This is a genomic window from Micromonospora sp. DT68 (assembly GCF_049847245.1).
Classification (GTDB): domain Bacteria; phylum Actinomycetota; class Actinomycetes; order Mycobacteriales; family Micromonosporaceae; genus Micromonospora; species Micromonospora profundi.
In genome coordinates, this window is sequence record NZ_JBNCNZ010000012.1 from 93464 (window position 1) to 108586 (window position 15123).

At 71.7% G+C, this 15123-nt stretch carries 19 protein-coding genes; 8 read left to right on the top strand and 11 right to left on the bottom strand.

The annotated features are described in order from the left end of the window. Positions 1 to 147 precede the first annotated feature (147 nt). Positions 148 to 1254, top strand: a complete 1107-nt coding sequence (locus tag ACPXB1_RS21465; RefSeq protein WP_425735720.1) for a DNA glycosylase AlkZ-like family protein — start codon at positions 148 to 150, stop codon at positions 1252 to 1254. A gap of 130 nt (positions 1255 to 1384) precedes the next feature. Here the strand turns inward: ACPXB1_RS21465 and ACPXB1_RS21470 are convergent, their stop codons facing one another. The 5 genes from ACPXB1_RS21470 to ACPXB1_RS21490 all read right to left on the bottom strand — a co-directional run bounded on the left by ACPXB1_RS21470 (position 1385) and on the right by ACPXB1_RS21490 (position 6329). Further along, positions 1385 to 1801 carry a CBS domain-containing protein gene (locus tag ACPXB1_RS21470; RefSeq protein ID WP_355593886.1) on the bottom strand — a complete coding sequence of 139 codons (417 nt, stop codon included), beginning with the start codon at positions 1799 to 1801 and terminating at the stop codon, positions 1385 to 1387. A gap of 77 nt (positions 1802 to 1878) precedes the next feature. Next, entirely contained in the window at positions 1879 to 2319 is a 441-nt protein-coding gene (locus tag ACPXB1_RS21475) for a PPOX class F420-dependent oxidoreductase (protein WP_355593884.1), read from the bottom strand. A 175-nt stretch (positions 2320 to 2494) separates the two neighbouring features. Further along, on the bottom strand, positions 2495 to 3520 hold the full coding sequence (locus ACPXB1_RS21480; protein ID WP_355593882.1) for an aspartate-semialdehyde dehydrogenase: 1026 nt from the start codon (positions 3518 to 3520) through the stop codon (positions 2495 to 2497). 182 nt (positions 3521 to 3702) lie between these two features. After that, a complete protein-coding gene (locus tag ACPXB1_RS21485; RefSeq protein ID WP_355593880.1) occupies positions 3703 to 5040 on the bottom strand; it encodes a M16 family metallopeptidase in 1338 nt (445 codons plus the stop codon). Then, on the bottom strand, positions 5037 to 6329 hold the full coding sequence (locus ACPXB1_RS21490; protein ID WP_334550422.1) for a pitrilysin family protein: 1293 nt from the start codon (positions 6327 to 6329) through the stop codon (positions 5037 to 5039). Before ACPXB1_RS21490 ends, ACPXB1_RS21485 begins: the two co-directional genes overlap by 4 nt. A gap of 96 nt (positions 6330 to 6425) precedes the next feature. On the opposite strand from ACPXB1_RS21490, the gene ACPXB1_RS21495 reads away from it, so the two are divergent. After that, positions 6426 to 7172, top strand: coding sequence for a phosphodiesterase (locus tag ACPXB1_RS21495; RefSeq protein WP_425735721.1), 747 nt, complete (start codon positions 6426 to 6428; stop codon positions 7170 to 7172). On the opposite strand, the gene ACPXB1_RS21500 is transcribed toward ACPXB1_RS21495, so the two are convergent. Next, entirely contained in the window at positions 7142 to 7354 is a 213-nt protein-coding gene (locus ACPXB1_RS21500; RefSeq protein WP_053653055.1) for a hypothetical protein, read from the bottom strand. The genes ACPXB1_RS21495 and ACPXB1_RS21500 overlap by 31 nt on opposite strands. A gap of 283 nt (positions 7355 to 7637) precedes the next feature. Here ACPXB1_RS21500 and ACPXB1_RS21505 point away from each other — a divergent pair, with 283 nt between their 5' ends. The 3 genes from ACPXB1_RS21505 (at position 7638) to ACPXB1_RS21515 (ending at position 9454) form a co-directional block, all read left to right on the top strand. Further along, positions 7638 to 8723: a 3-deoxy-7-phosphoheptulonate synthase gene (locus tag ACPXB1_RS21505; RefSeq protein ID WP_355593875.1), complete on the top strand. Its 1086-nt coding sequence runs from the start codon at positions 7638 to 7640 to the stop codon at positions 8721 to 8723. A 279-nt stretch (positions 8724 to 9002) separates the two neighbouring features. After that, entirely contained in the window at positions 9003 to 9236 is a 234-nt protein-coding gene (locus ACPXB1_RS21510; RefSeq protein WP_377671804.1) for a hypothetical protein, read from the top strand. A 23-nt stretch (positions 9237 to 9259) separates the two neighbouring features. Next, positions 9260 to 9454 carry a hypothetical protein gene (locus ACPXB1_RS21515; RefSeq protein ID WP_088987953.1) on the top strand — a complete coding sequence of 65 codons (195 nt, stop codon included), beginning with the start codon at positions 9260 to 9262 and terminating at the stop codon, positions 9452 to 9454. A 61-nt stretch (positions 9455 to 9515) separates the two neighbouring features. Here ACPXB1_RS21515 and ACPXB1_RS21520 read toward each other — a convergent pair whose 3' ends face one another. From ACPXB1_RS21520 to ACPXB1_RS21530, 3 genes are read right to left on the bottom strand one after another with little or no spacing between them, the layout of a single operon-like run. Beyond that, positions 9516 to 10058, bottom strand: coding sequence for a DUF1360 domain-containing protein (locus ACPXB1_RS21520; protein ID WP_355593871.1), 543 nt, complete (start codon positions 10056 to 10058; stop codon positions 9516 to 9518). Positions 10059 to 10090: 32 nt separating this feature from the next. Beyond that, positions 10091 to 10420, bottom strand: a complete 330-nt coding sequence (locus tag ACPXB1_RS21525) for a hypothetical protein (protein ID WP_355593869.1) — start codon at positions 10418 to 10420, stop codon at positions 10091 to 10093. After that, positions 10420 to 10758, bottom strand: a complete 339-nt coding sequence (locus tag ACPXB1_RS21530) for a DUF6158 family protein (protein ID WP_167942952.1) — start codon at positions 10756 to 10758, stop codon at positions 10420 to 10422. Before ACPXB1_RS21530 ends, ACPXB1_RS21525 begins: the two co-directional genes overlap by 1 nt. Before the next feature lie 130 nt (positions 10759 to 10888). On the opposite strand from ACPXB1_RS21530, the gene ACPXB1_RS21535 reads away from it, so the two are divergent. Further along, positions 10889 to 11335 carry a hypothetical protein gene (locus ACPXB1_RS21535; protein ID WP_355593867.1) on the top strand — a complete coding sequence of 149 codons (447 nt, stop codon included), beginning with the start codon at positions 10889 to 10891 and terminating at the stop codon, positions 11333 to 11335. Positions 11336 to 11360: 25 nt separating this feature from the next. Continuing rightward, positions 11361 to 11687, top strand: coding sequence for a DUF3817 domain-containing protein (locus tag ACPXB1_RS21540; protein ID WP_053653062.1), 327 nt, complete (start codon positions 11361 to 11363; stop codon positions 11685 to 11687). Between the two features lie 18 nt (positions 11688 to 11705). Here the strand turns inward: ACPXB1_RS21540 and ACPXB1_RS21545 are convergent, their stop codons facing one another. After that, positions 11706 to 12227, bottom strand: a complete 522-nt coding sequence (locus tag ACPXB1_RS21545; RefSeq protein ID WP_355593865.1) for a DUF6232 family protein — start codon at positions 12225 to 12227, stop codon at positions 11706 to 11708. A gap of 500 nt (positions 12228 to 12727) precedes the next feature. Here ACPXB1_RS21545 and ACPXB1_RS21550 point away from each other — a divergent pair, with 500 nt between their 5' ends. Then, positions 12728 to 13705 (top strand): C40 family peptidase, encoded by a 978-nt coding sequence (locus tag ACPXB1_RS21550; protein ID WP_355593863.1) that lies wholly within the window; start codon positions 12728 to 12730, stop codon positions 13703 to 13705. Positions 13706 to 13777: 72 nt separating this feature from the next. On the opposite strand, the gene ACPXB1_RS21555 is transcribed toward ACPXB1_RS21550, so the two are convergent. Further along, complete coding sequence (locus ACPXB1_RS21555; protein ID WP_053653065.1) at positions 13778 to 14767, bottom strand: sigma-70 family RNA polymerase sigma factor; 990 nt, start codon at positions 14765 to 14767, stop codon at positions 13778 to 13780. Positions 14768 to 15123: the final 356 nt, after the last annotated feature.

A 15123-nucleotide genomic window follows, 5' to 3' on the forward strand; every position in this document is an offset into this window, starting at 1 on the left:
TCGCGCCCGGCCGGCGTTGCACCTGGACAACCGGGTCCCCGCCAACCCCGCGGTCAACCTCGCCCAGATCGGGTGAGCCGCCGACGCCGGTCGGTGGCGGTAACGTGCCGGAAGGACACGAGGGGACAGTCCGGGACGGAGTGCCAGATGACGGGGCGGACACCGGAGATCGACCGTCGCCAGGTACTCGCCTACCGGGTGGCGGCCCAGCAACTCGATCGCACTGCCGACCGGCGGCCGGGCGACCTGGCGGTACTTGCGCTCGGTGTGCAGGACACGCCGTACGGCGCGGCCCGCCAGGCGCTCGCCGCGCGGGGCGCGACCGGGCCGGACGACCGACTGGAGCTCGTCTGGTCCATGCGCGGCGCCCCACACCTGCACCGAGGGGCCGACCTGCCGAGGCTCACCGCCGCGCTCTGGCCGCTCACCGACGTCGACGCCACCCGCCGGATGCCGGGACAGATCAGGGAGGGCGCCCGGCTCGGGCTTGCCGCCTTCCGGGCCACCGCCGAGGCGTTCCAGGCGGTCGTGACAGCCGAGATGGAGCGCGGCGCGGTAAGCCGCGCCGTCTCCGAACTGGTGCCCGCCGAGCTGACCTACGACTGCCAGCCGTGCCGGTCCCGGCACATCTCCGGCGCGCTCTTCCAGCAGGCCGGGCTCGCCGGCGGGGTACGCCTCGCGGTGTCCGGCCGGGCCGCCCGGCTCGCGCCATTGCTCGACTGGCCCGGCCCGCCCGCCGAGGCGGCGCACACCGCCGAGGTGGTCACGACGCACCTGCGGCTCCTCGGCCCGGCCACCGTGGGCGATGCCGCCGGATTCCTCGGCTCGTCGGCGAGGGAGCTGCGCCAGGCCTGGCCCGCCGGGCTGACCGAGGTACGCGTCGACGGCAAGGCCACCTGGCTGCCCACCGACGCGCTCGACGCGCTGACTGGCGCGTCCCCGCCACGACTGGTGCGACTCCTCCCACCGGGCGACCCTTTTCTCGCCGGCCGCGATCGTGACCTGCTGGTCCCCGTACGCGAGCACCAGCAACAGTTGTGGCGGCCGGTCGGCAACCCCGGCGCGCTCCTGGTGGACGGTGAGGTGGCCGGCACCTGGCGGGCGCGGCAGGCCGGAAAGGGCCGGCTGGAGCTGACCGTCAGCCCCTGGTCGACGCTGTCCACCCGGGTTCGACGGGAACTCGACGCCGAGGCCGCCACTGTCGCCGAGGCCCGATCTGCCACCGACGTACGCGTCGAGGTCGACAAGCCCTGACGTCGGCTGGACGTTCGGGGTACCGCGAGCGGCCCGGGGCGACGCCGCCCCTGGTCGATGCGGCCTGTCGCCGACGAACGCAGCGCCGGCCCTCCCGACAGGGGAGAGCCGGCGCGCCCGCGGCGGACGATCAGTTGTTGGGCTCGTCGGCGCTGATGTCGGCAAGCACCGACTGCGGCTCACGCTCCACCGCGAGGTCACCCATCGACACGAGGCCGATCAGGCGGCCGTCCTCGATCACCGGCAGCCGGCGTACGGCGTAGGTGCGCATCAGGTCCGCGGCGGACACCGCGTCGTCGTACTGGCTCACGGTGATCACATCCCGGCTGATGATCTCCTTCAGCCGGGTCATGCCGGGGTCTCTGTTCTCCGCGACACCGCGGACCGTGATGTCCCGGTCCGTGACGATACCGACCACGCTGTCTCCGTCGGTCACCACCACGTCACCGATGGCGCTGTCCCGCATCTCCTGCGCGGCGGCGCTCAACGTGTCGTTGCCGTCCATCGTCACCAACCGGGTCGTCATGAACTCTCCGACCGTTGTCATGGTGCTCCCCTCTCGGTGTCGGCACGGCCCGTCTACCCGCCGCCCGGGGCGAGGTAACGCGCGCTGCGCTGCGCCGATCAGTCGCGCGGGGGCATCCCGTAGAGCCGCTCCACGTGCAGGCGCAGCACCACCCGACGCTCGGCCACCATTGCCTGGCGGTAGTCGTCCCAGTCCGGGTGTTCGCCGCGCACCGAGCGGTAGAGCCCCACCAACTCCTCGACCGTCGCGTCGCCGGGGTCGGCGGCGGGCGTGGTCAGCTCGGCGCGTCCCTCGATCACCGCGTACGCCCAGCCGTCCTCGCTGCTGACGTGGAAGCTCGCGCGTGGGTCGCGGCGCAGGTTGGCGGTCTTGGCCCGGCCGTCGGTGACGGACACCCGGATCAGGCCGGCCTCGGAGTCGAAGGCGTAGACCACTGTGGACAGCTGCGGTCGCCCGTCACGCTTGATCGTCGCCAGCACGCCCATCTGACGGCTGGCGATCAGGTCGGTCAACGCCTGCTGGGTGCTGTCGTCCGGCACGGGCTCCTCCAGATGGATCGTCGGCTTCGTCCCATCCAAGCACGACCGGCGAAGCACGACCGGCCGAAGGACACTCGGCCGAAGCACGACCGGCTGACCCGTAGCGCGCCCGTCGTCCGGAACGGCACCGCGCCCCCGCCGGTGGCCGGCGGGGGCGCGGAGTGAGCACGGCAGGTCAGCGGCGTTCGGCGGCGACCAGTTCGGCAAGCTGCACGGCGTTGAGCGCGGCACCTTTGCGCAGGTTGTCGTTGGAGCAGAACAGCGCCAACCCGTATTCGACGGTCTCGTCGGCGCGGATGCGCCCCACGTAGGTCGGGTCCTGACCGGCGGCCTGCAACGGCGTCGGCACGGCGGTCAACGCGACGCCGGGGGCGTCGGCGAGCAGTTCGTGGGCGCGCTGCGGGGTGATCGGCCGCGCGAACCGGGCGTTGATCTGGAGCGAGTGGCCCGTGAAGACCGGCACCCGGACGCAGGTGCCCGACACCTTCAGGTCGGGGATCTCCAGGATCTTGCGGCTCTCGTTGCGGAGCTTCTGCTCCTCGTCGGTCTCGAACGAGCCGTCGTCGACGATCGAGCCGGCCAGCGGGAGCACGTTGAAGGCGATCGGCTCGGCGAACGAGCGCGGCGCGGGGAATTCCACCGCCGAGCCGTCGAAGGCGAGGCCGGCGGCGTGCTCGGCGACCTTGCGGACCTGCTCGTCCAGCTCGGCGACGCCGGCCAGGCCGGCGCCGGAAACCGCCTGGTACGTCGAGACGACAAGCCCGACCAGGCCGGCCTCGGCGTGCAGCGGGCGCAGCACCGGCATCGCTGCCATTGTGGTGCAGTTGGGGTTGGCGATGATGCCCTTGGGGCGGTCGGCGGCGGCGTGTGGGTTGACCTCGGCGACCACGAGCGGCACCTGCGGGTCCATCCGGAAGGCCGACGAGTTGTCGATCACGACGGCGCCGGTTTCGGCCACGCGGGGCGCCAACTCCCTGGCCGTGCCCTTACCGGCCGAGAAGAGCACGATGTCCAGCCCCGCGTAGTCCGCGGTCGTGGCGTCCTCGACTGTCACCTCGCTGCCCCGCCAGGGCAACGTACGACCGGCGGACCGCGCCGAGGCGAACAATCGCACCTGCTCCGCCGGGAACTCACGGTCCGCCAGCACCTGCCGCATCACGCCACCGACCTGGCCGGTGGCCCCCACAATGCCGATCCTCATGCCCGCGAGGCTACCCAGCCCACCCCCGGGACCGGGAGCCCTTTCCCACCAGTCCCACATCACACCCGCCCGACCCCACCCCTTTGTCGATCATGAGGTTGTCGTCACGACACGCCGGGCGGTGTGACGACAACCTCATGATCAACGCAAGGAGGCCGGTCGGGGCGGGGGCGGGAGGGCGGTCAGGTGATCAGGTCGCCCAGGGACGCCGCTACCAGTTCGTCGCGGATCACGGCTGCGTCGCCCTCGATGACCAGGGTCAGCGCTTCCGGGTGCAGGTGGGTCGCGGCCGCGGCGGAGACCTGCGCCACGTCGGCGGAGAGCAGCGCCTCCCGCAGCCGGGCGTGGTAGTCGTCCGGCAGGTCGTGCACCACAAGCGTGGTCAACGCCGACGCGATGGCCCGTGGGCTCTGCAACTCGACGGACAGCTGCCCGGCCCGCCAGGAGCGGGCCACCGCCAGCTCGTCCTCGGTCACTCCCCCCTCCTGGGTACGGGTGATCTCCCCCACTGACTCGACAAGCGCCGGGACGGTGACAGCGGTCTGCACGCCGGAGCTGACAGCGAATCGGCCGAAGCGCCGGGACGAGGCGAACTCGCCCCTGATGCCGTACGTGTAGCCGCGCACCTCACGGATGAGGTGGTTGAGGCGGGAGGTGAACGCCCCGCCGAGCACAGTGCCGGCAAGCGTCATCGGTACGTGGTCGGGGTGCGACCGGTGCGGCGACGGGTGACCGAGCCGCAACGTCGACTGCACGGAGCCGGGCCGGTCCACGAGGATGATGCGCCGGCCGGTGTGCAAGGGCACCTCGATCGGGCCGCCCCGCTCGGCCGGGCCACCGCCGGTACCGGCGAAAGCCGCAGCGGCCAGCGCGTCCAGGTCGATCCGGTCCAGGTCACCGGCGACGATCAGGGTGCCGGGCCGCAGGAACCACTCGGAGTGGAAGACCGTCACGTCCTCCACGTCCAGGCCGGCCACCGAGTCCGGGTCCCCGTACATCGGTCGGCCCCACCGGCTGTCCAGCCCGTACAAATCCGCGCGCAGCGCCGCGTCGGCGCGCGGCCCCGGGTTGGCCCAGTCCATCCGCAGTGCGGTGGCCTCGTCGTCGCGGACCCGCCGGACGTCGGCCGGGTCCAGTCGCGGCGTCCGGACGGCCTCGGCGAGCAACTGCACGGCGGCGGTCAGCCGGTCCACCGGCACCTGGACGCTCACCTGGAACGAGTCCCAGTCCAGCCCGGTCACCAGTTCGGTGCCGAGCGCCTCGATGGCCAGCGCGTACGCGGTGGCGTCCCGCTGCGCGGTGCCCTCCTCCAGCGCCTTGGCCAGCACCCCGCCCAGGCCCTCCTTGCCGGGCTGCTCCCGGGCGGCGCCGGCGTCGAGCAGCAGCAGCGCGACGGCGAGGTTCTGCCCGGGCAGGTGCGCGGCGACCACCTGGCCGCCGGCCACCGTGCGGCGGACCACCGGCGGGAACCGGTACGGGCGAGCGGCACCCGGGCCGGGACGGTCGGCGATCAGCGTCATGCGGTCTCCTCGGGCAGGTAGGTCAGGGTCACCCGGTCGGCGGCGCCGAGCACCTCGGCGGCGGTCTCGGCGATCTGCTCGGCGGTCACCGCGAGCCAGGCGGGCAGCCGGTCGGCGGCTCGGGCGGGGTCGCCGAACTGGGTGGTGTACCTGCCGAGCGTGTCCGCTCGACCATCCACAGTCGACATCTGCCGCCACCACGCGGTGCTCAGCAACGCCTTCGCCCGGTCCAGTTCGGCGGCGGTCACCGGCACGGTGGCCAACTCGTCGACGACCTCGGCCAGCCCTTCGGTGAGCCGCTCGGCGCTGATGCCGGGGCGGGCGGTGGCGGTGGCGATCAGCGGTGCCGGGGCGTGTGCCAGGTCCACCCCGTACGCGCCGACCAGGTCGGGCTGGGCGATCCGCTCCCCGTCGGCCAGCCGCTGGTAGAGCCGGCTGCCCCGACCGCTGCCGAGCACTGTGGCGAGCACCGTGAGCACGTCGTACCCCGGGCTGCCGAACGGGTGACCACGGTGGGCGATGTAGACGCGGGGGGCCGGCACGTCGGCGGTCACCGTCTCCACCGCGGGTGTGCCGGTCGCCGGGACGTGGCGGCCGTCCGGAGCGGGTGGGATGTCCTCACGGGCGGGCAGCGCCCCGAAGTACTTGTCGGCAAGCGCGAACACCTCGGCGGCGTCGGCGTCACCGACGACGGTGAGGACCGCGTTGTTCGGCGCGTAGTACGTCTTGTGGAACGCCTGGAACGTGGCGAGGTCGGCGGCGTTCAGGTCGGCCATCGAGCCGATGGTCGCGTGATGGTACGGGTGCCCCGGCGGGTAGAGCAGCGGCAGCAGGCGCAGCCACGCGTCCCCGTACGGGACGTTCTCGTAGCGCTGCCGGCGCTCGTTCTTCACCACGTCACGCTGGTTGTCCAGGGTCTCCTGGGTCAGGGCGGGCACCAGGCCACCCATCCGGTCGGCCTCCAGCCAGAGCGCCAACTCCAGGTGCTCGGCGGGGACCGTCTCGAAGTAGTTGGTGCGGTCCGGGTTGGTGGTGGCGTTGAGTGAGCCGCCGGAGCCCTGGATCAGCTTCATGTGCTCGGTCTTGGCCACGTTCACCGAGCCCTCGAACATCAGGTGCTCGAAGAGGTGGGCGAAACCGGTCTGCCCAGCCGGCTCGTGCCGGGAGCCGACGTCGTACCAGAGGTTGACGGCCACCGCGGGTGCGGTGCGGTCCTCGCTCACCACCACGCGCAGGCCGTTGTCCAGTCGGGACGTCTCAATGGGCCAGGGGTAACCACTGTCGGGCATGACACGACGCTATCCGATCTCGCGGGCGGAAAGGTGACGTGTGGTCGGTCGGCGAGCCGACCGCATCGAGCCCTTTGGTCGGGGTATCGGAGGGGAATGACCGTAACCCCTCCCGCACGCCGGACGGCCGGGCCGGCCGCCACCGCCGTCGAGCGCGCCAGCGCCGCGCTCGGCCGGCTGCGCCGCGGCCGGCTGCTGCATCCGGCCGGTGCGTCGTTCGTCGCCGAGGTGACGATCTGGGGTACGCCCGGACCGCCCACCGGGGTCGGCCTGTTGGACGACCCCGGCCGGTACGGGGGCATCGTGCGACTCTCCAAGGGCACCCCCACGCCCGGCTCCTGGCCGGACGTGCTGGGCCTGGCACTGCGGGTGCACTTCGACAGCGGTCGCCCGTTCGACCTGCTGGTCAGCTCCAGCGGCGCGGCCCCGGTGCTGCGGTCGCTGCCGCTGCCTCGGCGGCGCTTCGCCGGGACGTACAGCACGATCGTGGGTTTTCGGGTGGGACGGCGGCGGCTCTGGCTGGCCGCGCTGGCCGACCCCGAGGCGGTCGACCTGGGTCGGAGCCTGGCCACGGTGGCCGCTGCGGCCCGGGCGGACGCGCCGCGACTGGTGCTCGCGGTCGCGTCCGCCGTGGGGCCGTGGCGGCCGGTCGGGCAGTTCAGCATCGGCGCCCGGCTGAGCGCCCGGGAGGATGCCGCGCTGGCCTTCGACCCGGTGCGCAACCTGCCGCCGGGGTTGCGGGCGGCCGGCCCGCTGGCCTGGCTGCGGGACCAGACCTACCGGGGGTCGCGTCGGGCGCGCGGCGCGTCCGGTCAGTCCGGCGGCTCGACGGCCACTGTCTGATCCGAGGTACGGCGCTCCAGCACCGTGTCGGGGGCCGCGTTCTGGTCCGCCTCCCGGATGTCCGACTCGGCGAGGATGGCCTCCGCCTGCGCCTCCGGGTCGTCGCTGCCGGCCGCCGCCTCTTCGGGTAGGAGGTGTGCGCGGGACTCCACCCGCTCCTGGTCGCTCTGCTCGTCAGTCATGGCACCCCTGTTACCCCGGCGGCGCGTCCGACACGCGGTGTTCTTGCCGCATCTTGGGACGACGGTCGCCTTGCGCAGCCGGTCGGGTACGCTCAGCTCGTGAGGTGTTCGTATCGATGGTTTAGGCAGCCGGCTTGCACGCCGGTGACTTCTCCATGATCTGACGTCACCGCTGACCAAGCCGGCCCGGGCAGGAGCTCTCGTTCCTGCCCTTTTGCGTACGAGCAGCCGGCTCGACCCGGGCACCGGCCCCGGGGCACGGTCGGCGGAAGGATGCCCCACCGTGACGACCCCTGAGACCGTTCGCGTCAGTGATCAACGGATCGAACGTGTCGTGCCGTTGACCACTCCCGCGTTGCTGCACCACGAGTTGCCACTGGATGCCTCGCTGGCCTCGGCCGTGTTGACCGGCCGCCGCGCGGTGAGCCGTGTGCTGGACCGCGAGGACGATCGCCTGCTGGTGGTGGTCGGCCCGTGCTCGGTGCACGACCCGGCCGCCGCCCTCGACTACGCCGAGCGTCTGCGCGTGGTCGCGGACCGGCTCTCCGACGACCTGTTGATCGTCATGCGCGTCTACTTCGAGAAGCCGCGCTCGACGGTGGGCTGGAAGGGCCTCATCAACGATCCGGGGCTGGACGGCAGCGGCGACGTCAACACCGGCCTGCGGCTCGCCCGCGCACTGCTGCTCGACGTGCTGCGCCTCGGCCTGCCGGTGGGCTGCGAGTTCCTCGACCCGATCTCGCCGCAGTACATCGCGGACCTTGTCGGCTGGGGGGCCATCGGCGCCCGCACCGTGGAGAGCCAGGTGCACCGGCAGCTCGCGTCCGGGCTGTCCATGCCGATCGGCATGAAGAACCGTCCCGACGGCAGCATCGGCACCGCCGTGGACGCGATCCGCGCCGCCGGTGTGCCGCACGTCTTCCCGGGTATCGACTTCTCCGGCACCCCGGCGATCATGCACACCCGGGGCAACACCGACGGGCACCTGGTGCTGCGCGGTGGCGGCGGTCGACCCAACTACGACGCCGAGTCGGTGGCCGGCGCGCTCGACCTGCTACGCGCCGCCGGGCTGCCGGAGCGGCTCGTCATCGACGCCAGCCACGCCAACAGCGGCAAGGACCACCGCAACCAGCCGAAGGTCGTCGCGGACGTGGCCGGCCAGATGGCCGACGGCCAGCGCGGAATCACCGGCGTGATGCTTGAGTCGTTCCTGCTGCCGGGCCGGCAGGATCTCGACCCGACCCGTGAGCTGGTGTACGGCCGTTCGGTCACCGACGCCTGCCTCGGTTGGGACGACACCGCCCAGGTGCTCGAACACCTGGCCACGGCCGTGCAGTCCCGCCGGGCCGCTCTGCCGGCCCGCGCCTGACGGTGTGACGGCGGTCACTGACCTGCCCGGAACACCGGCGGGGGTCGGTCCGTTGACAGAGGTGTCGGTGTGTCCAGTGTCCCCGGGCCTCACCTAAATAGCCCTCGCGGAATACCGTTCGGCTGGAGCCGCGTCGTGCCACTCGCCGAGAGGCGACCTGCACACCGACACCAGCGCCGCCCCCGGCCCTTCGGCCGGGGGCGGCGCTGTCTTTACCGGCGGGCGCCGCACCCTGCGCGAGCCGCTGGCGCGACGTTTGACCGATTCCGCCCCGGGTAGCTGATCCGCGTGACCGACGACGCATCAATTACCGGCGAGCCGGACACCCGAGCTCTAGACGACCTGCTCGACGACCTCTACCGGGGTCAGGAGCGGATCACCCAGGCGGACATCTACCGCCGGGCGGTCGCCGCCGAACTCCCGCCCGAGCTGCTCGCCCGGATCGACGCCCTGCCCGAGGGCGAGTACGCGGTGGACGAGGTAAGCGACCTGCTCGGCGGTTCCGTCGGGTGAGCGACCCCAGGAGGGACACCGACATGACGCACCACGAGGACCACGACGAGAAGGTGCCGGCGCTCGGCCAACCGCCGAAGGGCATGGACACCACGCCCGAGCCGGACTTCGCAAACGAACACGACAAGACGGCAGTCGACCGGGACATCATCACCGGGGCTGACGAGGACGAGCGGGAGCCGGAGTCGCCGCACGGCTGGTCCGGCATGCAGCGCTGACGCGCACACGAAAGCGGGGGTCGGCAGTACGGATGCCGGCCCCCGCTTTCGTGTGCGCGGTTCAGTCGTCGTCGTGGTGCCCGCCCTCGGCGGCCTGCTGCGCCGTCGCGTACGCCATCTGGAGGAAGTCGGAGGCGGCGACCGCGGTGAGCGCTGTCGCCACCAGCCGGGTCAGCCGGGGAGCAAGCACCAGACCACCGGTCAGCCCGGTGGCCACCCACACCGCCAGGCAGAACGGGCAGCTCAGCAGTTCCCCGATGGCGTGCCGGGTGGAGCTGCCGGAGTCACGGACCTGCTCCATCACCTCGCCGCTGCCGATCGGCCGGTCGTACCTGGTGAACGGCGCCCGCAGCGGGCTGGTCACCGCGTCCTTGGACAGCAGCCGACTCAGCTTGTGTGTGGCGATGGAGAGCAGCACCACGTCGGCTGGGGCGGGGCGCTCGGGCACCGGCCGACCGGTTGCCTTGACCAGACCGGCGAGCGCTCCGGTCACTCCGGCGTAGGTGCCCATCGCCACCAGGTAGCCGCCGAGCGGCCGATGTTCGTGTGGCGCGTACGCCCGGCGCAGCCGCGCCACCCTGTGTCGCAGGCCCGTGTCGGTCACCCGTTCTCCTCGCATGTCGTGAAGGTGCGGTATCAGCCGGCCTGGAGGTTGTCGGCGACCTCACGGACGAGGTTGGCCAACGCCTCGTCCGCGAGTTGGTCCGGACCCGAGCCGCCCGCGCCGTCGGTCAGGTCGAGTTCGATCCGCGCGCCACCGCTGTCCGCGGGATGGACCCGCAGTTCCGCGGACCAGTCGGTGTCGTCCCAGCGGGCCCGCAGTTCCTCGCCGTCGATCTCGGCGGCGGGGCTGCCGTCGCCGCGCAACGGCTCGGGCAGCCACGCCGAGGCCCGGGACGGGTCGGTGGCCGTGTTGAAGACCACCTCCGGCGGCGCGGACATGCCTCGTACCGCATGGGCCGCCATCAGTCGTCCCGCAGGCGACTCGGGTCGACCTCGCGGCCCGGGTGGCGGGCCAGGTACTCGGTTTCGAGCTCGGCCGTGCGCCGCAGGTGGTTGGCGAGGGCGGAGTCCGAGGCGTGCCGGAGGGTGTCCAGCCGCGTGCGGTGCAGGCTGTGCATCTCGCGGATCAGATCCTCGTCGGTCAGCTCCGTCGGGTCGACGCCGAGCGTTCCGCCGTCGAGATCCGCGCCGCCCGGGTCGGCGAACTGGTCGCCGCCCCACTCGGGCACCCGCTGCTCCGGGCTCATGTCCGTGCTGCCGCTGGACGCAAAACCGTCCTCACGTACCGATCCGGTCATCATCGCCCCCCTGGGTTCGTTTGGGCTGGCGTCTAGACGGATGCCCAAAGCCGGTGCCGCCAAACCATCCCGACGACGCGACGACTACGACACGGTGTCGGAGATCGGCACGGTGCCCGGTACCCTCGACGCCATGAGGTGGCTCTGGACCCCGGCGTGGATCGCACGCCACGTGGCCATGGTCGTGCTGGTCGTGAGCTTCCTCGGGCTGGGCTGGTGGCAGATCAGCCGGGCCACCGCCGGCAACAGCATCAGCTGGGGGTACGCCGTCGAGTGGCCGGTCTTCGCCGGCTTCGTGGTCTACGTCTGGTGGCGGGAGGTACGGCTGGCCCGCCGCAGCGCGGAGGCGACAGCCGAGTCACCGGCCGACGCAGCCGACCCGGCTGCCGACGCGACGGCGGCCGAGTCGACGCCGGCCGCGACCACCGGGTCCCGCCCGGCGGTACGCCGGCCGGTCCGGGTGTCCCGGGTGCCGGCGACGGCCCCGCCCGCCGAGGACGCCGACCTGGCCGCCTACAACGACTACCTGTCATGGTTGAACGCCAATCCGGGTGCCCGGCCCGGTGACTACCCCGGCTGAGCCGGGTTCGGAAGGACGGACGACGGTGGGCGCAGCCCTTACCCGGTACCGCGTGATCGCCTGGATCGTGGGCGTCGCGCTGATCCTGCTGGTCGTGATCGGCATGCCGCTGAAGTACGGGTTCGACCGCCCGATCGTTGTGGAGACGGTGGGGCAGGCCCACGGCTTCCTCTACATGCTCTACCTGCTGGCCGCGTTCGACCTGAGCCGCCGGGCCGAGTGGCCGTTGAAGCGGATGCTCCTGGTGATGCTTGCCGGCACCGTGCCGTTCGTCTCGTTCTACGCCGAGCGCCGGGTCACCGGCTGGCTGGACAAGCCGGCCGCGCGTACGCCGGAGCCGGTCGCCAGCTGACCGCAGCCCTGCGGGCGGTCAACGGCTGGGCCGCCACGGGTCAGCCGAGGCGACCGGGTCCACCCAGCCGCCGTACCTGTTGACTTCCCGGGCTCGCAGCAACGCCCGGGTGACCTGACCGAACTGCCGCTCGTCGTCGGCGCTGAACAGCAGCACCTCGGCGCCCCGGTGCCATCCCCACAGCTCGTACGGCGGTGGACGCCAGCGGTCGCCGACCAGTGCCAGCGCCGCGGGCAGCAGGAACACCGCACCGAGAATGAGGTACGCCCCGGCGGTCAGCCGTTCCAGGCCGCCGGTGAAGCCGAGCAGCAGACCGACCGCACCGATCATGGACGCGGTGGCCACGACGGCCCGGACGGCGATCCGGTCGTGCGGGCCTCGGGTGGTGCGCAGGTGGGTCAGGTCGACGATGCGGTAACTGGTGCGGCCGACGGTGAACCGGTCGACGGTGACGATGATGCCGGGTCGCGCGTACAGCAGTGTCGACCGGGCACCGGGCACCGTTCGTTGCGGTCGCGTCGTTGCGCCTTCACGATTCACGGGTCCTCCCCCCGAGGGGCGATCCGCCGGGGGCCCACCAGCCGCGGGCATCGTCTCTGTCGACGGGATTCCCGGCTCCGGCCTCCATTGTGTTCGGGCGCCGCCAGCCCACCTGGGCATTTACCGGCTTCCGACAGCTCACCCACACGGGCGACATCGTTACGAAACAGCATCCATTTCAGGTTTTGTCGGGTATCGCGGCCGCCCATCCGACGGCATACGCCCGGAACGACGAAAGTCAGAAACCAGTCAATAGCCGACAGAAGGGATTTGGCGTCGCCTCCACTCGTGTTCACCAGCCACGATCGCGCCAGGCGACGCAATGGTCCTTCACGTCACTCCGCCAACATTCGCCCCTACTTCAACTGCGGGTTTCAGGCGTCCCGGGTTAGGTTGTTCGAGCCGGTCTGGCCCAGTGCCGTCCACCCGGGTGGCCCCAGCCGGTGTCGCCGAGGCGTCAGCAGCGCCGTCGGCGACCGTGGGAGAGGGGCCTTTCGCTCTTGTCATCCCTGAGATACCTGCTGCGCACCGTGGCGCTGGTCGGCATGTCGGCCGCGCTGATCGCGCCAACGGCGGTGGCTCACGCCGAGCCGTCCCCGGCCGACCTGACCCGCCGGATCGAGGCCTCCTCGACCGAGTTGGAGCGGGTCGTGGAGTCGTACAACAAGCTCAACGAGGAGATCAAGGCCAACAAGGCCACGGTGGCCCAACTACAGGCCCGCATCGGCCCGCTGGAGCAACAGGCCGAGCAGAGCCGGGCCGACGTCGCCCAACTGGCCAACTCCGCGTACAAGAGTGGTGGCCTGCGGACCGCGGACGCCCTGCTGCGGCCCGGCGGTTCCGCTGCGCTGCTGGATCGACTCGGCACGCTCGACCAGTTGACCCGCCAGCGGCAGGCGCGCATCTCCGGCTTCACCGCCAACCAGCAGCGGTTACTGGACGAGAAGTCGCGTCTGGACGCCACGCTGGCCCGGCAGGCCGTGCAGGCCCGCGAACTCGCCGCAGGCAAGAAGCGCATCGAAAACGACCTGGCCAAGCTCTACGAGCTACGTCGCCAGGCGTACGGATCGGCCACCGAACGGCCCGCGCCCAAGACGGCGAAGACCGAGGCCAAGAACGTGCCCGCGGTGTCCGGTGCTGCCGGCACGGCGGTGCGCTACGCCTTCGGCGCGCTCGGCAAGCCGTACGTGTGGGCTGCCGACGGACCTAACGGCTACGACTGCTCCGGGCTCACCTCGGCGGCCTGGCGGGCCGCCGGCAAGTCGCTGCCGCACAACACGCGCATGCAGTGGGGCGCGGTGAGCCACATCAGCAAGGGCGACCTGCGGCCGGGAGACCTGGTCTTCTACAGCGGGCTCGGGCACGTCGCCCTATACGTGGGTGGCGGCCAGGTGATCGACGCACCGAGCGCCGGCCGCAACGTGCTCAAACGCGGCATGAACATGATGCCGATCCAGGGCTACGGCCGAGTCCGCTAGCCCGACCCGAATACGGCGAACGGCCGGCGTCCCCCTATCGGACGCCGGCCGTTCGCCGTCATTACTACCAGGTCAGGCGGCCTGCAGCCCTTCCGCGCGGGCAAGCTCACGCAGCCGGCCGAGGGCCTGGATCTCCAGCTGGCGGATCCGCTCACGCGACAGCGAGAACCGCGACGCGACCTCGGTGAGCGAGTGCTCGCGGCCGTCCTCGAGGCCGTAACGGGCCCGCATGATGCCGGCCGAACGGTCGTCGAGGTGGTTGAGCAGACCCTCGATGCGCTGCCGCTCCAGCCCGCTGAGGACGATGTCCTCCGGCGACGGCGCGTCGCTGTCGGCGACCAGGTCGCCCAGGTTGGTGTCACCGTCGTCGCCGACCGGAGTGTCGAGCGACACGGTGTCCTGCGACCAGCGGCGCAGCTCGTTGACCCGCTCGACGGTGACGCCGAGCGATGCCGCGATCTGCTCCGGCTCCGGGTCGGCACCCAGCTCACGGGTGAGCTGCCGGGCCACGTTGCGCATCCGGTTGACGTCCTCCACCAGGTGCACGGGCAGTCGCACGGTGCGCTCCTGCTGGGCGATCGCCCGGCTGATGGCCTGACGGATCCACCAGGTGGCGTAGGTGGAGAACTTGTAGCCACGCTCGTAGTCGAACTTCTCGACCGCCCGGACGAGGCCGGTGTTGCCCTCCTGGATCAGGTCCAGCATGGGCATGCCCGAGCGCACGTAGCGGCGGGCGATCGACACGACCAGTCGCAGGTTGGCGCGGATGAAGAGGTCCTTCGCGCGCTCACCCTCGACGACCAGCCACTCCAGGTCGGTCCGGTCGACCCCGTCGGGAACGGCGTCCTCACCGAGCAGGTGCTCGGCGTACAGGCCAGCCTCGATCGCCTTGGAGAGGTCGACCTCCTTGGCGGCGTCCAGCAGTGGCGTCCGGGAGATCTCGTGCAGGTAGACGCCGACCAGGTCGCGCTCCTCGGCCACCTCGTCGGTGCGCATGCCGATGTTCTTGTCCACGTTGCCCACGGTCCCCTCGCTCGCGCCGGTTGCCCGGTTCCTTGCCATTCCCCACGTCGGTCAGCCCCTGGTAACTTCTGCTGTGCCCATCGGTGCTGACACCTACACAACAGATAAGACGTCTCGGGGATTCCATGTCGTGAGTCGAAAGTGTCACGAATGCCTGAGTAGTTGCTGAGAGCACGGTCCATGTTCGCTGTCAGCACCCGCCCGGGTAACTCGCCGCTGGGCACCTCAAACGGGTTGGCGGGTCGACGAAATCGCCGAACACCCCGCACCATGGCAACACCGCCCGCGGCGGGGGCACAGCGACCCGGGTCACCACCGTGCTGCGATCCTGGTCACTGCCAAACACGTACCGGCGGGCCGGTCGGTTCATCCACTGGGGGTGTTATTACCCCCCG

What these genes read in the sequence shown, in the direction of transcription:
- ACPXB1_RS21465 (WP_425735720.1), top strand. Translation starts at nt 148, where the DNA reads ATGACGGGGCGGACACCGGAGATCGACCGTCGCCAGGTACTCGCCTAC.
- ACPXB1_RS21470 (WP_355593886.1), bottom strand. Translation starts at nt 1,801, where the DNA reads ATGACAACGGTCGGAGAGTTCATGACGACCCGGTTGGTGACGATGGAC.
- ACPXB1_RS21480 (WP_355593882.1), bottom strand. Translation starts at nt 3,520, where the DNA reads ATGAGGATCGGCATTGTGGGGGCCACCGGCCAGGTCGGTGGCGTGATG.
- ACPXB1_RS21485 (WP_355593880.1), bottom strand. Translation starts at nt 5,040, where the DNA reads ATGACGCTGATCGCCGACCGTCCCGGCCCGGGTGCCGCTCGCCCGTAC.
- ACPXB1_RS21490 (WP_334550422.1), bottom strand. Translation starts at nt 6,329, where the DNA reads ATGCCCGACAGTGGTTACCCCTGGCCCATTGAGACGTCCCGACTGGAC.
- ACPXB1_RS21495 (WP_425735721.1), top strand. Translation starts at nt 6,426, where the DNA reads ATGACCGTAACCCCTCCCGCACGCCGGACGGCCGGGCCGGCCGCCACC.
- ACPXB1_RS21500 (WP_053653055.1), bottom strand. Translation starts at nt 7,354, where the DNA reads ATGACTGACGAGCAGAGCGACCAGGAGCGGGTGGAGTCCCGCGCACAC.
- ACPXB1_RS21515 (WP_088987953.1), top strand. Translation starts at nt 9,260, where the DNA reads ATGACGCACCACGAGGACCACGACGAGAAGGTGCCGGCGCTCGGCCAA.
- ACPXB1_RS21525 (WP_355593869.1), bottom strand. Translation starts at nt 10,420, where the DNA reads ATGGCGGCCCATGCGGTACGAGGCATGTCCGCGCCGCCGGAGGTGGTC.
- ACPXB1_RS21530 (WP_167942952.1), bottom strand. Translation starts at nt 10,758, where the DNA reads ATGATGACCGGATCGGTACGTGAGGACGGTTTTGCGTCCAGCGGCAGC.
- ACPXB1_RS21535 (WP_355593867.1), top strand. Translation starts at nt 10,889, where the DNA reads ATGAGGTGGCTCTGGACCCCGGCGTGGATCGCACGCCACGTGGCCATG.
- ACPXB1_RS21555 (WP_053653065.1), bottom strand. Translation starts at nt 14,767, where the DNA reads ATGGCAAGGAACCGGGCAACCGGCGCGAGCGAGGGGACCGTGGGCAAC.